11 protein-coding genes, 2 tRNA genes and 1 pseudogene are annotated in these 14,672 nt (G+C 72.7%); 4 read left to right on the top strand and 10 right to left on the bottom strand.

What is annotated here, in order from left to right; all coding sequences use genetic code 11:
* Positions 1 to 106: 106 nt before the first annotated feature.
* The 6 genes from ilvD to F563_RS0111495 all read right to left on the bottom strand — a co-directional run bounded on the left by ilvD (position 107) and on the right by F563_RS0111495 (position 7,726).
* Positions 107 to 1,831, bottom strand: a complete 1,725-nt coding sequence (ilvD, locus tag F563_RS0111520; RefSeq protein WP_019014829.1) for a dihydroxy-acid dehydratase — start codon at positions 1,829 to 1,831, stop codon at positions 107 to 109.
* A gap of 31 nt (positions 1,832 to 1,862) precedes the next feature.
* Complete coding sequence (locus F563_RS0111515; protein WP_026299520.1) at positions 1,863 to 4,535, bottom strand: valine--tRNA ligase; 2,673 nt, start codon at positions 4,533 to 4,535, stop codon at positions 1,863 to 1,865.
* Between the two features lie 162 nt (positions 4,536 to 4,697).
* Positions 4,698 to 5,228, bottom strand: coding sequence for a DUF2497 domain-containing protein (locus F563_RS0111510; protein WP_026299519.1), 531 nt, complete (start codon positions 5,226 to 5,228; stop codon positions 4,698 to 4,700).
* Positions 5,229 to 5,244: 16 nt separating this feature from the next.
* Entirely contained in the window at positions 5,245 to 6,639 is a 1,395-nt protein-coding gene (locus tag F563_RS0111505; RefSeq protein WP_245557130.1) for a TolC family outer membrane protein, read from the bottom strand.
* Between the two features lie 94 nt (positions 6,640 to 6,733).
* Entirely contained in the window at positions 6,734 to 7,063 is a 330-nt protein-coding gene (locus tag F563_RS0111500; RefSeq protein ID WP_019014825.1) for a rhodanese-like domain-containing protein, read from the bottom strand.
* Between the two features lie 3 nt (positions 7,064 to 7,066).
* Entirely contained in the window at positions 7,067 to 7,726 is a 660-nt protein-coding gene (locus tag F563_RS0111495) for a protein-L-isoaspartate O-methyltransferase family protein (protein ID WP_019014824.1), read from the bottom strand.
* Positions 7,727 to 7,850: 124 nt separating this feature from the next.
* On the opposite strand from F563_RS0111495, the gene F563_RS0111490 reads away from it, so the two are divergent.
* Together F563_RS0111490 and F563_RS0111485 are read left to right on the top strand one after the other, a co-directional pair.
* A tRNA-Cys gene (locus F563_RS0111490) sits at positions 7,851 to 7,924 on the top strand.
* A 68-nt stretch (positions 7,925 to 7,992) separates the two neighbouring features.
* Positions 7,993 to 8,068, top strand: a tRNA-Asn gene (locus F563_RS0111485).
* A 37-nt stretch (positions 8,069 to 8,105) separates the two neighbouring features.
* Here the strand turns inward: F563_RS0111485 and F563_RS25975 are convergent.
* Positions 8,106 to 8,621: pseudogene (locus F563_RS25975) on the bottom strand (cupin domain-containing protein); the annotation flags it as partial.
* Between the two features lie 248 nt (positions 8,622 to 8,869).
* Between F563_RS25975 and F563_RS24825 the strand changes: the two are divergent.
* Complete coding sequence (locus tag F563_RS24825) at positions 8,870 to 9,247, top strand: hypothetical protein (protein WP_156825153.1); 378 nt, start codon at positions 8,870 to 8,872, stop codon at positions 9,245 to 9,247.
* 107 nt (positions 9,248 to 9,354) lie between these two features.
* Positions 9,355 to 11,928, top strand: coding sequence for a bifunctional acetate--CoA ligase family protein/GNAT family N-acetyltransferase (locus F563_RS0111475; protein ID WP_156825152.1), 2,574 nt, complete (start codon positions 9,355 to 9,357; stop codon positions 11,926 to 11,928).
* A 9-nt stretch (positions 11,929 to 11,937) separates the two neighbouring features.
* Here the strand turns inward: F563_RS0111475 and F563_RS0111470 are convergent, their stop codons facing one another.
* The 3 genes from F563_RS0111470 to otnI form a co-directional block, all read right to left on the bottom strand.
* On the bottom strand, positions 11,938 to 12,822 hold the full coding sequence (locus tag F563_RS0111470) for a helix-turn-helix domain-containing protein (protein WP_019014821.1): 885 nt from the start codon (positions 12,820 to 12,822) through the stop codon (positions 11,938 to 11,940).
* 149 nt (positions 12,823 to 12,971) lie between these two features.
* A complete protein-coding gene (locus F563_RS0111465) occupies positions 12,972 to 13,853 on the bottom strand; it encodes a 2-hydroxy-3-oxopropionate reductase (protein WP_019014820.1) in 882 nt (293 codons plus the stop codon).
* Positions 13,854 to 13,885: 32 nt separating this feature from the next.
* Positions 13,886 to 14,665 carry a 2-oxo-tetronate isomerase gene (gene otnI / locus F563_RS0111460; RefSeq protein ID WP_019014819.1) on the bottom strand — a complete coding sequence of 260 codons (780 nt, stop codon included), beginning with the start codon at positions 14,663 to 14,665 and terminating at the stop codon, positions 13,886 to 13,888.
* Positions 14,666 to 14,672: the final 7 nt, after the last annotated feature.

The raw sequence follows: 14,672 nt of genomic DNA, 5'->3' as shown, positions 1-14,672 counted from the left end.
CGGCTTGCTGTCGAAACGCGAGGCGGCGTGCGCGCGGCCTCAGGGCGGACCCGGACCAAACGCCCGCTCCAGCGCAGCCGAGCGACTGCACCGAACTCGGTGGAGCCTACAGATCCGCGTAGACGTGCCGCTCGGCGCGCGCGCCGGGATGCGTCACCGCACCCTCGTGCGCGGGGCCCACGAGCTGGGCGTATTTCCACAGCGCGCCCGAGGCGTAGATCGTCTCGCGCGGCTGCCAGAGCGCGCGCCGGCGGTCGAGCTCCTCGCCCGAGAGATCGACCTCCAGCGTGCCCTTCTCGGCGTCGATCACGATGCGGTCGCCGTTCTGCAGCAGCGCGATCGGCCCGCCGACCGCCGCCTCGGGCGTGACATGGCCGATGCAGAAGCCGCGCGTGGCGCCCGAGAAGCGGCCGTCGGTGATCAGCGCCACCTTGTCGCCCATGCCCTGGCCGTAGATCGCCGAGGTGGTGGAGAGCATCTCGCGCATCCCCGGCCCGCCCTTCGGCCCCTCGTAGCGGATCACGATCACGTCGCCCGGCTGGTAGGCGCGCGCCTGCACCGCGGCGAAGGCGTCCTCCTCGCAGTCGAAGCAGAGGGCGCGGCCCTCGAAGCGCAGCGACTTCATCCCCGCCACCTTCACGATCGCCCCGTCCGGGGCGAGGTTGCCGAACAGCCCGACCACGCCGCCCGTGGGCGAGAGCGGTGCCGACACCGGCCGCACGACATCCTGATCGGCCGGGAACACCACGTCGGCGTGGTTCTCCGCGATCGTCCTGCCGCTGACCGTCAGGCAGTCCCCGTGCAGCAGCCCGGCATCGAGCAGGGCCTTGATCACCACCGGCACGCCACCGATCCGGTGCACATCGGCCGCAACGTAGCGCCCGCCCGGCTTGAGGTCGGCGATGTAGGGCGTGCGCTTCATGATCGCGGCGACGTCGCGCAGCGTGAAGCGGATCCCCGCCTCGTGCGCGATCGCCGGCAGGTGCAGCGCGGCGTTGGTGCTGCCTCCCGTGGCACCCACCACCACGGCGGCGTTCTCCAGCGCCTCGCGCGTGACGATGTCGCGCGGGCGGATGTTCCGGCGGATCAGCTCCACCACCGCCTGGCCCGAGCGCAGCGCATAGACGTCGCGCTCCTCCACCGGCGCCGGCGCGCCGGCCGAGCCGGGCAGCGCGAGCCCGATCGCCTCGGAGACCATCGCCATGGTGTTGGCGGTGAACTGGCCGCCGCAGGCGCCGGCCCCCGGACACACCACGCGCTCCAGTTCCTCGAGCTCCGCGTCGCTCATCTTGCCGGCCGCGTGCTGGCCGACCGCCTCGAACACGTCGAGCACGGTGACGTCACGGCCGCGGAACTTTCCGGGCAGGATCGAACCTCCGTACATGAACACCGACGGCACATTGAGCCGCAGCATCGCCATCATCACGCCGGGCAGCGACTTGTCGCAGCCGGCAAGGCCCACGAGCGCGTCATAGCCGTGGCCGCGCACCGTGAGCTCGATCGAGTCCGCGATCACCTCGCGCGAGGCGAGCGAGGACTTCATCCCCTGGTGCCCCATCGCGATGCCGTCGGTGACGGTGATGGTGCAGAACTCGCGCGGCGTCGCTCCCGCCTCGGCCACGCCGCGCTTGGCACTCTGCGCTTGGCGGGCGAGCGCGATGTTGCAGGGGGCGGCCTCGTTCCAGCAGGTGGCGACGCCGACGAAGGGCTGCGCGATCTCCTCCTTCGACAGCCCCATCGCGTAGTAGTAGCTGCGGTGCGGCGCCCGGCCAGGCCCGACGGTCGAGTGCCGGCTCGGCAGGCGGCTCTTGTCCCAGGTCTCTGCGGCCATCGGGCGCTCCCTTCCCGTCTCCCGTTCCGTCTCAGACGGCGATGCGTGCCAGCGCCGCCTCCAGCCGAGCCTTCGCCTCGGCGGCGGCCGCGCGCTTCTCGCGGCTCTCCTCCACCACCTCCTCGGCCGCGCGGGCGACGAAGGCGGGATTGGACAGCTTGGCATCGAGCCGCTTCAGCTCCTCCGCCTGGCGCGCGATCTCCTTCGCGAGCCGCGCGCGCTCGGCCGCGAGGTCGATCACGTCGGCGAGCGGCAGCACGAGCGTGGCTTCGTCCAGCACCGCCTGGGCGGCCCCCTTCGGCACCTCGCCCGCGAGCGGCGCGACCTCGGAGAGACGCGCGAGCCGCAGCACCGCATCGCTCCATCGGCCGAGCCGCTCCAGCGTGGCCGGCGCGGCGTCCTTCAGCGCGAGCGGGATCGCGCGACCGGGCGGCACGTTGCTCTCGCTGCGGATGGTGCGCACCTCGGAGATCAGCCGCACCACCCAGTCCACCTCCGCCTCGGCGGCCGGATCGCGCGGCAGGGAGGCCGGATCGGGCCACGCCTCGACCATCAGGCTGCGCCCGCCCTCGCAGGGGCCGGGGCCGCGCTCGGCCATCGCGTGCCAGATCTCCTCGGTGACGAAGGGCATCACCGGGTGCAGCAGCGCGAGGATGGCGTCCAGCACGAAACCCGCGGTCGCGCGCGTCTCCGCACGCGCGTCTGCATCCGCGCCCGTGAGCGCGGGCTTGGCGAGCTCCAGATACCAGTCGCAGAACGTTCCCCAGACGAAGTGGTAGAGCCCGTTCGCGTAGGCATCGAATCGGAATTGCTCCAGCGCCTCGGTGGCCGCGCGCGCGGCCTCGGCGAGACGGCCGATGATCCAGCGGTTCAGCGTCGCGCGCGCCGATCCAGGATCCCAGCCCGGCACAGGGGCGCAGGCGTTCATCTGGCAGAACCGCGCCGCGTTCCAGAGCTTGGTGCCGAAATTGCGGTAACCCTCCACCCGGCTCGCGGAGAGCTTCACGTCGCGGCCCTGCGCCGCCATGGCCGTGAGGGTGAAGCGCAGCGCGTCCGCCCCGTAGCGCTCGATCAGGTCGAGCGGATCGATCACGTTCCCTTTCGACTTCGACATCTTCTGGCCGCGCTCGTCGCGCACCAGCGCGTGCACGTAGACGGTGCGGAACGGCACGTCGTTCATGAAGTGAAGCCCCATCATCATCATCCGCGCGACCCAGAAGAAGATGATGTCGAAGCCGGTGACCAGCACCTCGCCCGGGTAGTACTTGGCGAGCTCGGGCGTCCTCTCCGGCCAGCCGAGCGTCGAGAACGGCCAGAGGGCGGAGGAGAACCAGGTGTCCAGCACGTCCGGGTCGCGCCGGAGCTCGACCTCGTGACCGTATTTCTCCGCGGCGAGGCGTTTCGCCTCGGCCTCGTCGTGGGCGACGAAGATCTCGCCGTCGGGCGCGTACCAGGCCGGGATCTGATGCCCCCACCAGAGCTGGCGCGAGATGCACCAGGGCTGGATCTCGCGCATCCAGGCGAAGAAGGTGTTCTCCCACTGCCGCGGCACGAACTGCGTGCGCCCGGACTCGACCGCCGCGATCGCCGGGGCGGCCAGAGTCTTCGCGTCGGCGAACCACTGGTCGGTCAGATAGGGCTCGATCACGACGCCCGACCGGTCGCCGTGCGGAACCGTGTGGGTGTGCGGCTCGATCTTCTCGATCAGCCCCTGCGCTTCGAGATCGGCGACGATGCGCTTGCGCGCCTCGAACCGGTCGAGGCCGCGATACGCCGCCGGAATGGCGGGATCGTCGAGCAGCCTGGCGTCGCGGTCGAAGATGTTGACCACGGCGAGATCGTGCCGCCGGCCGACCTCGAAGTCGTTGAAGTCGTGCGCCGGCGTGATCTTCACGGCACCCGAGCCCTTGGTCGGGTCCGAGTACGCGTCGGCGACGATCGGCAGGCGCCGCCCGACCAGCGGCAGCAGCGCATGCCTGCCCACGAGGTCGCGGAACCGTTCGTCCTCGGGATGCACGGCGACCCCCGTGTCGCCCAGCATGGTCTCGGGCCGGGTGGTGGCGACGACGATGACGCGTCCCTCCTCGCCCTCGATCGGGTAGCGGATGTGCCAGAGATGCCCCTTCACCTCGCGGTTCTCGACCTCGAGGTCGGAGATCGCGGAGTGGAACTTCGGATCCCAGTTCACCAGCCGCTTGGCGCGGTAGATCAGCCCCCGGCGGTAGAGGCTGACGAACACCTCCGTCACCGCGCGGCTGAGCCCCTCGTCCATGGTGAAGCGCTCGCGCGGCCAGTCGAGCGAGGCGCCGAGGCGGCGGAGCTGCGCCGTGATCGTGCCGCCCGACTGCTCCTTCCACGCCCAGACGCGGCGGATGAACTCCTCGCGGCCAAGGTCCTGCCGCTTGATCCCCTGCTCGGCGAGCATCCGCTCCACCACCATCTGGGTGGCGATGCCGGCATGGTCGGTGCCCGGCATCCACAGCGCATCGTCGCCCGACATCCGCCGCCAGCGGATCAGCACGTCCTGCAAGGTGTTGTTGAGCGCGTGGCCCATGTGCAGCGAGCCGGTGACGTTCGGCGGCGGGATGACGATGCAATAGGGCCGCGCGTTGCTCTCGGGCCGGGCCGAGAACAGGCCGGACCTTTCCCACCGCCCGTAATGGCGCTGTTCCACCTCGGAATGCGGGAAGGTCTTGTCGAGCATGGCGGGCGGGGCGGTGTCCACGGCGTCTCCTGCGAGGGGCCGGGATTGGGCCGCGCGGCGTGGCCGCGCGTCAAGCCGGCGGGGCGAAACCCTGCCCCGCACAGGCACGTCCGGGCGCGCAGCTTCACCCGATCAGGCGGCTCCGCCGGATCGGGATCCGCGCTACCCGCGCGCGATGCGGTCGAGCTCGGCCTTCACCAGCCGCTCGACCAGCGGCGGCAGGTTCTCGTCCAGCCACGCCTTCAGCAGCGGGCGGATCTCCTCGCGCACCATCTGCTCCAGCGTGAGATTGGCGTAGCCGACCAGCGTCTCGGGCCGGGGCGGGATGGCGGCGGCGGCCCCCGTGGCGGCGCGCAGCGCGGCGAGCGAGGCGCCGGCAGCCCCGGCGGCGGCGGCGCCGATCAGCGCGGACTCCGCGACCGTCGGGGCGGGCGGCGGCTCCAGCACCGGTGGCGGTGGTGGCGGCGGCGGCGCGGCCACGACGGGCGGCGGCTCGGGCGGGGGCGCCGCCTTCGGCGGTGGGCGGTCCTCGGGCGCGAGCATGGTCTCGGTGAGGTCGAGCACCTCCTCCCCCGCCCCCCCGGGTGCCGCGGCGGCGGGCGTCTCGTCGTCGAGGATGCGCCGGATCGAGGCGAGGATGTCCTCCATCGACGGGTCTGGGGCACCCGGTGCGGTCTTGGGGGGCTCGGCCATGGGGGTCCTCCTCAGCTCAGCGCGGCGCCGGGATGTCGGTCCCGAACAGGCGGTTGCGCACCGAGCCGTAGTGATCGATCGGATCGTAGATCGCCACCGGCAGGTTCAGGTCGCGCGCGGTGAGCCGCCCCGCCGTCGAGGCGAGCGCGTAGGAGGCGATCACCACGTCGCGCGTGGCGCGCACCAGCGCGACGCGCGCATCGAGCAGTTCCTGCTCCGCGTTCAGCACGTCGAGGGTGGTGCGGCTGCCGACCAGCGCCTCGCGCTGCACGCCGTCGAGCGCGATCTCGTTGGCGCGTACCTGCGCCTGCAACGCGGAGATCTGCGCGCGACTCGCCGTCAGTGTCTCCCAGGCCCGGCGGGCGTTCTCGACCGCGACGCGCTGCGCGTCGGCCAGCACCTCGCGCGCCTGCTGCGCCTGCTGCTTGGCCTGGCGCACCCGGGCATGCTCCTGCCCGCCCTGGTAGATCGGCACCGACAGCGCGGCGACGATCTGGCTGCCGGTGGCGCGCGTGCCGGGCTGGGCGCTGTTATCGTTGCGGAACGTGCTCGCCTCCAGGTTCACGCTCGGCAGCAACTCGCCGAACACCACGTCCACATTGGCGATCGCGGCCTGCTCGTCGAACATCGCGCGCAGCACGCCCGGGCTGTTCGCCTCGGCCAGCCGGGCGGCCTCGTCCGCCGAAGTCGCCACCGGGCGGATCGGCGGCGGCGGCACCAGCGCCTGCGGCGGCTCGCCGATCACGCGCGCATAGGCCGCGCGGCTGTTCTGCAACTGGCCTTCGGCATTGGCGCGCTCGGAGCGGGCGCGCTCGAGCCGCGCCTCCGCCTGGGCGACATCCGTGCGGGTGATCTCGCCGACCCGGAACCGGTCGCGCGCCGCCTGGAGCTGGCGCGTCAGCACGCGCACGTTGTTCTCGGCCAGCCGCAGCACCTCCTGGTTCTGGATCACGTTCACATAGGCGGTGATCGCGTCCAGCAGCACCTGCTGTTCGGTGGCGATCAGGTTGGCGCGCTCGGCCATCACCTGGCTCTCGGCGCGGCGGGTCTGCGCCACGGTGCGGCCGCCGCGATAGAGCGGCTGGACCACGGTGGCGCTGCCGGAGAGCAGGTTGCGCTCGGCGTCCAGCCGCGCGCCGGTGCGGGTGTTGGTGGTGGTGCCGTCGGCGTAGCCCGCGCGGCCCTGCAGCGTGACCGTCGGCCGCCAGCCGGACAGCGCCTGCGGCACGTTCTCGTCGGTCGCGCGCAGCCGGGCGCGCGCGGCCTGGAGCGTGGGGTTGTTGGCGTAGGCGGCCGCCAGCGCCTCCTGCAAGGGCTGCGCGGCGACCGGCGCGCCGGACAGCGCGGCGAGCACGAGCGCGCCCGCGAGCCAGCCCCCTGCCCGTCCGACCCCGCACACAGCCCCTGCCACGACCCGGGTCCTTCTCCGCTCGCGCATCGTCAGCACCGCACTCCCGTCTGGCATGGACAGATGAACGATCCGTGCAGGACCGCCCCGAGGGACGTCAATACGCCGGGACCGTGGGGTCGATCTGCGACGACCACGCGTCGATCCCGCCGCGCAGGTTCACGGCCTGTGCCACTCCCTGCGCGCGCAGCCAGTATGTCACGCGCAGACTCCGGCTGCCATGATGGCACAGCACAACCAGGGGCACGTCACGCGGAAGTTCGGCCACCCGCGCCGGGATCTCGCGCATCGGCACCGCGAGCGCGCCGGGAAACGCGGCGAGGGCGACCTCCCACGGTTCGCGCACGTCCAGCACCGCATGCGGCTGGCCACCCGCGCGCCAGGCGGCAAGCGTCCCGACGTCGATCTCCAGCGCCTCGCCTGCCACCGCTCAGAACACGAAGCCGCGCCTGCGGCGGAACTCGGGCAGCACTGGCGTGCCGGCATCGAAGAGCGGCAGGCGCGTCGTGGTGCCGGCCACGCGCACGAGGCGCACCGCCACCCCGAGCACCCCCGGGCGACCCGATGCCTCGACCGTGACCAGCCGCCCACCCTCGACGAGCTGGGCGGGGATCGCCTCGGGGATGGTCTCGACCGCGCCCTCGATCAGGATCACGTCATAGGGCGCCTCGGCGGCCCAGCCATCGGTCACCGGCCCGCCGACCACGCGCACGGACGTCGCCCCGACCGCGGCGAGCGTGGCGCGCAGCCGCTCGACCGGCTCGCCCGGCGCGTCCAGCGCCACCACCGAGGCGGCGAGCCGCGCGAGCAGGGCGGCGCCGTACCCGGCGCCGGCGGCGACCACCAGCACGCGGCTGGTCTCCTCCACCTCGGCGGCCTGCACCAGCCGCGCGAGCACCATCGGCTCCATCAGCGCGCGGCCGGGTGCGACCGGCACATCCTCGTCGAGATAGGCGAAAGCCCGCCGGTCCGCGGGCAGGAAGCGCTCGCGCGGCAGGTCGAGCATGGCGGCCAGGATGCGAGGGTCCGTCACCTTGTTGGGACGGAGCTGGCCCTCGACCATGTTGAGTCGGGCCCGGGCGAAGTCCATCTGTGGCTCCCGTTGGTGCGGGGCGGGTTATAGGGTGCGCGGGTGCGCCGCAACAAGGTGCGCCGCGCGGGCGTGCTTGACCCGCTTCGGGCCGCGCCCTATGGACCGCGCCTCGGCTGCGTCCGGCCCGGTGGCAGAGTGGCCATGCAGGGGACTGCAAATCCCCGTACGTCGGTTCGATTCCGGCCCGGGCCTCCAGCCGCGACAGGGCGCGCGCCGCGCTTGCGTGGGGCGGGTCGGTGATCTATGACGCCGCCGGGCACTGGTCCCCGATAGCTCAGTTGGTAGAGCAGCGGACTGTTAATCCGCGTGTCGCTGGTTCGAGTCCAGCTCGGGGAGCCACCTTCCGCACTCCGCAACGACAGGTCGGACGGTGATCGGCGAGTTCGTTCGCCGCGAAACGCACCGAGGCCTCGATCCAGTCGCGCGAGGCGGCCGCACGAATGTCGAGCGTCAGCACGCGCGGCAAGGCGGCGAACAGCGATGCCTGCGGGTCCTCGCTGTCGAGGAAGCCGCAGATCATGTGCACGCCAGCACCGCCGCCGCCATGCACGATGCGCGCAAGCCCGCCTTCCGAACCAGATGCGATCAGCGCATCCGCGCCCACCGGCACAAGCCCGGGCCCGCTCGCCATCACGTGCTCGTCGTTGCGCGTCAGCAACGCGATCTCGCCCGCGCGCAGGCGGACCGGCCTTTCGCCCACGACCGAAAGATCGAGCTCGCCCTCGATGATCACGTGATACGCGATCACCCGCGCCGGCCGCTCGAGGAACGGCCTCCACTCCGCCGCGGTCAGGCGCGAGCGCACCGCCCACGGCGCGCTGAACCGCGCATCGACGAACACGCCGCCCGAGAGGCGCACCGAGCGCAGCACGGCCGAAAGCGGATCCGTCATCGCATCCATCCTGCTGTTCCGGACGCGCGGCCAGATGATCCGGCTTCGCAGTCATTCCGGCGCGGGGCTCGGTGCCGTATCCAAGGTCCCGCAATGGCCGCCTTCGCCACACACGCCCCGCACCGCGATCGTCTCGCCTCCGTCCAGGCCATGTCGTCCCGGCACGGCAGCGGATCACGCGCGTGTTTCGGCGGTGTTGCAGCATCGTGCTGCGCGCGAGGCGGTCCGGCTACGAAACGGCGATCACGATGACCACCACCACCGCTCCCTCCCCGCCCGATCTCGCCGCGATCAAAGAGCGCCCGCAAGCCACGAATCCGCCCGCCGGGCTGCGCTCGCCGGCGCTCCGGGGCACCGAGGCGCGGCTGAAGGAGCTGTTCCCCGGCCAGTGGGTGCAGGCCACGACCCAGACCTTCACCTTCCGCGACCGCTCGGCCGCGCATTGGCTGGACGTGTTCCGCACCTGGTACGGGCCGACCAACCGGACCTCCGCCGCCCTCGATACCGCGGGCCAGATCGCGCTGGAGGCCGATCTGCTGGCGCTTGCCGGGGAGCACAACCGCGGCGGGCCGGACGCGCTGATCGTCCCGTCGCCCTACCTCGAAGCGGTGATCATGAAGGCGTAGCCCCTCGGGGCCGGCCGGGCGGACGCCGCCCGGCCGCACCTAGCAGGCGTCATCGCGCCGCGCTTGCGCTAGGCTGTCGTGGTCGGCCATGCTGCACCGCAGCAACCATGACAGTGATGCTGCCATTCCAGCGCCTGCCGCTCGCGCGGTTCCTGCGCCCGGCCTCGGTGGCGGTGATCGGCGACGATCCCGCCGCCGCTGTCGTGCTGGCGAGTCTCCGCGCCGGCGGCTTCGCCGGCCCGATCCATGCCGCGGCCACGCCCGACGATTTGCCCGAGACCCCGGACCTGGCCGTGGTCGCCACGCCGGCCCCGCCCGAGTCCCTGCTCGCCGGGCTGGCCGCACGCGGCACGCCGGCGGCGATCCTGACGGGCCCGGCACCGGTCGCGCCCGGCCCCCGGCCGCGCTTCCTCGGCGGGCATGCGCTCGGCGTGATCGCGCCGGCGCAACGGCTGAACGCCTCGCTCGTCGCGGCGATGCCGAAGCCGGGCCCGCTCGCGCTCGTCGGCCAATCGCGCGGCTTCGCCCGCGCCGTGCTCGACCACGCCGCCGCGCACGGGCTCGGCTTCAGAGCCGTGATCGGGCTCGGCCGCAACGACGATCTCGGCTTCACCGACGCGCTCGACTGGCTGTCGCGCGACCCGGGGACCAGCGCGATCCTGCTGGAGGTCAGCCGGATCAAGAACCGCCGCGGCTTCCTCTCGGCCGCCCGGGCCGCCGCGCGCGGCCGCGCCGTGGTGGCGATCCGCACCGCGCCGGACGCGGCAGAGCCGCCCGATCTGCCCGAAGACGCGGTGTTCGCCGCGGCGCTCCGCCGCGCCGGCATCCTCTGCGTCGAGGGGCTGGATCCGATGCTGGCGGCCCTCTCGACGCTCACGCGCGCCGGCCCGCTGCGCGGAGAGCGGATCGCGGTCGTCTCGGGAACGCGCGCGCTCGCGGCCCTGGCGGGCCGGGCGCTCTCCGCACAAGGGATCGCGCTTCCGCCCCCGCCCGCGGCGGCGGCCGAGGCGCTCGGCCTGCTGGTTCCCCCCGGCAACGCCCGGGCCAACCCGCTGATCATCGCCGATGACGCCCCGCCGAACCGGCTCGCCGAGGTGGCCGCCGCACTCGCCGGGCTGCCGGGCGCGGCCGATGCCGTGATCGCGGTGCATGTGCCCGACCCGGATGCGGGCGGGGTCGCGAGCCCGGCGGCCGAGGCGCTGGCGACGGCCTCGGCGATGCCGCGCCGGGTGCCGCTGCTGGCCGTCTGGCCCGGCGAGAGCGGGGCCGATCGCCGCCGGCTCGACGAGGCCGGGATCCCTGCCTTCCCGACGCCGGAGCGTGCGGCCGCCGCCGCCGCGCTGCTGGTCGAGCACCGCCGCGCCCGCGAGGCCGCCCGCGAACTGCCGCCGCGCACCGTGCTCGCCGCCACGCCTGACCGCGAGAGCGCGCGTCGCGTCATCGCCGGCGTGCGCCGCGCCGGGCGGCTGACGCTGACCGAGGACGAGGCCTTCGCCGTGCTCGCGGCCTACGGCATCCCGACCGTGCCGAGCCGGGTCGCGCGCGATCCTGCCTCGGCCGGCGCCGCTGCCGCAGCGCTCGGCTTCCCGTGCGTGCTGAAGATCCGCTCGCCCGACCTGCCCCACAAGACCGCGGTGGGCGGCGTCGCGCTCGACCTCGACACCGAGACGGCGGTGCGCGCGGCCGCCGAGGCGATGGCCGCGCGGGTCGCGCGGCGCGCGCCCGAAGCCCGCCTGGCCGGGTTCCTGGTGCAGCGCCAGGTCGGACGGCGCGATGGCCAGGAAATCGCGATCCGGCTCGGCCGCGACCGCATGTTCGGCGCCGCGATCGGCTTCGGCCTCGGCGGCACCGCCTCCGCCGTGCTCGGCGACCAGGCGGTCGGCCTGCCGCCGCTCAATCTCGCCCTCGCCGGCGAGCTGATCGGGCGGAGCCGGGTCGCCGCGCTGCTCGGCGGCTACCGCGACCGCCCGGCCGTGGACCGCGCCGCGCTCGCCGAGGTGCTGGCGCGGATCAGCCAGCTCGCGGTGGACTGGCCGGAGATCGCCGCGCTCGACGTCAATCCGCTGATGGCCGGGCCGAGCGGGGTGATGGCGGTCGATGCCTGGATCGCGCTCGATCCCGCGCCCGTCTCAGGCACCGCGCACCTGGCGATCGCGCCCTATCCGGCCGAGCTCGAGGAGAGCGTGCGGCTGCTCGACGGGCGCACCGTCACGCTCCGGCCGATCCGGCCGGAGGACGCCGAGGCGCATGCGGCGTTCTTCGCGAAGCTCTCGCCCGAGGATGTGCGCCGGCGCTTCTTCGCGCCGATCGCCGCCCTCTCGGCCGAGCAGATCGCGCGCATGACGCAGATCGACTACGACCGCGAGATGGCCTTCATCGCCACCGCGCCGGGGCCGGACGGGGTGGCGGAGACGCTCGGCGTGGTGCGGATCGTGCGCGAAGCGGCCGAGCCGTCGGGCGAGTTCGCCGTGGTGGTGCGCTCCGACCTGAAATGGCTCGGGCTCGGCAAGCTGCTGATGGAGAAGGCGATCGGCTGGGCGCGCGCGCAGGGGCTGCGCGCGATCACGGGCGAGGTGCTGGCCGAGAACCGGCCGATGCTGCGCTTCGTCGAGAAGCTCGGTTTCACCCTCGCCCGGCACCCGGACGATCCGGAGCTGCTGACCGCGCGGCTCGAGCTCTGATCCGGACGTTCAGCCGCGCGCCGCGCGCACCAGCTCGCGCACCCGCGCCGCCGCGGCCCCGCCCTTGAGCGCGTCGCGCCAGAGCGCCTCGGCGACCTTCTGGTGCGTCGCCAGAGCCTCGTCGGCGCCGGTGATCATCGCCACGCCGGTCTGCGCCGCCGGGTGAACCTCGAGCCGGAACGGATTGATCGCCAGATAGGCGCGCTCGCGCGAGCGCAGGATCCGGAAGGCGCCGTTCGGCTCGCTCGGGCCCATCAGCCCGAGCTGCACGCCGATCGGCTCTGCCTCCATCAGCGCGGCGATGTTCTCGACCTCGGCCATCGCCACGGCGCGGGCCTGGGCGCGCGCGCGCTCGGACACCGGGACGCCCGCGCCGACCCCGCCCTCGAGGAAGCGCTGGAGCGAGCTCACCGTCAGGATCGCGATGATCGAGGGCCGGCGCGCCTGATAGACCTTCTTGCGGCTTTGCAGGATGCCGAGCAGCTGATCGGACTGCACCCGCAGGGCAGCCCGCTCGGCCCCGGCCGTGTCGGCCGCCTCGGCCAGCACCTCGGCGAGCGCCGAGTCATAGGCATCCGAGGTCACGAGATAGGGCGGCTGGCCCGCCACCTGGAGAATCTGGTCCGTGCTCTCCTCGATGACACGGATGCGGTCAAAATAGACGGTGGCGCGCGCGACGTACTCGACGCCGATGCCGAGCAGGCTCAGCGGCGAGATCTTCAGCAGTTCCGCCAGCCGCTTGATCGTGTCGAGCTTGATGACCTCGCCCTTCTCGTAGCGGTACAGGGCGGCGCGGCTGACGCCGAGTCGGGCAGCGATCTCCTCGGCACGGAGCCCGGATTCCAGCCGGTACTGCCGAAGCTGCTGGCCGATCTCGGTGAAGCGCATCGTCATTGTCTCCCGGGCGGAGCCGCGCCCTCGGCTGGACGGGACGCCGTCTCACTCCTGAGGCGATCCTCTCAGGACAAGAAATACGCCCCGTCGCGACTCGCTTCAAGGGCGCAATATCGTCCCATGCCGCAATCGCACCGGTTGCATCCGTCTCACCCCTCCGCGACCTTGGACGCGGCGAGCGTCTCGATCGCCTGGACCATCGCCGAATGGTCGAGATCCGCCCCTCCGGCCGCCGCGACGGCCGAGAACATCTGCTGCGCGATCGCCGTATTGGGCAGGCTCATGTTCATCTCGCGCGCCGATTGCAGCGCGAGGTTCAGGTCCTTCTGGTGCAGGCGGATGCGGAAGCCGGGCGCGAAGGTGCGCTTGATCATCCGCTCGGCATGCACCTCGAGGATGCGGGAATTGGCGAAGCCGCCCATCAAGGCCTGCCGCACCTTGGCCGGATCGGCGCCCGCCTTTGCCGCAAACACAAGGGCTTCCGAGACGGCCTGAAGGTTGAGCGCGACGATGATCTGGTTCGCCACCTTGCAGGTCTGCCCCGCGCCGTTGCCGCCGACCAGGGTGATGTTCTTGCCCATCGCCTCGAACAGCGGCTTGGCCCGCTCGAACGCCGCCTCGGGGCCGCCGACCATGATGGTCAGCGCCGCGTTCTTCGCCCCCACCTCGCCGCCCGAGACCGGCGCGTCCAGATAGTCGCAGCCCTTCGCGTTGATGCGCTCGGCGAACGCCTTGGTCGCGGTCGGCGAGATCGAGGACATGTCGATCACCAGCGTGCCGGGCTTCAGTCCCTCGGCGACGCCGCCCGGGCCGAACAGCACGTGCTCGACATCGGGGGTGTCGGGCACCATCAGGATCACGACCTCGGCGGCGGCGGCCACCGACTTCGCGTCCGGCACCACCGTGGCCGCTTCGCGGATCTCGTCGGTGAGGCTCCTGCGCTCCGGCACGATCAGCTCGTGCCCCGCCTTCTTCAAATTGAGCGCCATCGGGCGGCCCATGATGCCGAGGCCGATGAATCCGATCTTCATGCGTGTCTCTCCCCTTGTCGGTGGCGCGGCCGTCAGCCGCGATAGGGCTTGAACCAGCCGAGCCCGGCCTCGGTCTCGCCCTTCGGGCGGTACTCGCAGCCGATCCAGCCCTGGAAGCCCAGGCGGTCGATCGCCTCGAACAGGAACGGGTAGTTGATCTCGCCCGTGCCGGGCTCGTGGCGGCCCGGCGTGTCGGCGAGCTGCATGTGCGCGATGAGCGGCAGGTGCTTCTCGATCGCCGGCGTCAGATCCCCCTGCATGACCTGGCGATGGTAGATGTCGAACTGGATCTTCAGGTTGGGCGCGCCGACCTCCGCGATGATCGCCGCCGCCTCCTCGGTGTGGTTCAGGAAGAAGCCCGGGATGTCGCGGGTGTTGATCGGCTCGATCAGCACGGAGATGCCGGTCTTGGCCGCGGCCTCGGCGGCGTGACGCAGGTTTTCGAGATAGGTCGCGCGCATCGCCTCGCGGTCGGCGCCCTCGGCGACCAAGCCGGCCATCGCGTGGATCTGCTTGCACCCCAGCGCATCGGCGTATTCCAGCGCCTTCGCGACGCCGGCGCGGAACTCCGCCTCGCGCCCGGGCTGGGCGGCGAGCCCGCGCTCGCCCTTCGACCAGTCGCCGGGGACGGTGTTGAACAGCACCACCTCCAGCCCGACCGCGCGCGCCGCCTGGGTCACTTCGCCGGGGCTGTAGTCGTAGGGGAACAGGAACTCGACCGCGCGGAAGCCCGCGACCGCGGCGCGCTCGAAGCGCTGGAGGAACGGCGCGTCCGTGAACATCATCGACAGGTTGGCGGCGAATTTCGGCATGGTCTTT

The sequence above is a fragment of the Elioraea tepidiphila DSM 17972 genome, assembly GCF_000378465.1.
GTDB lineage: Bacteria > Pseudomonadota > Alphaproteobacteria > Acetobacterales > Acetobacteraceae > Elioraea > Elioraea tepidiphila.
Note: the sequence above shows the minus strand (reverse complement) of the source record. Positions and strands in the feature narration are given on the sequence as shown.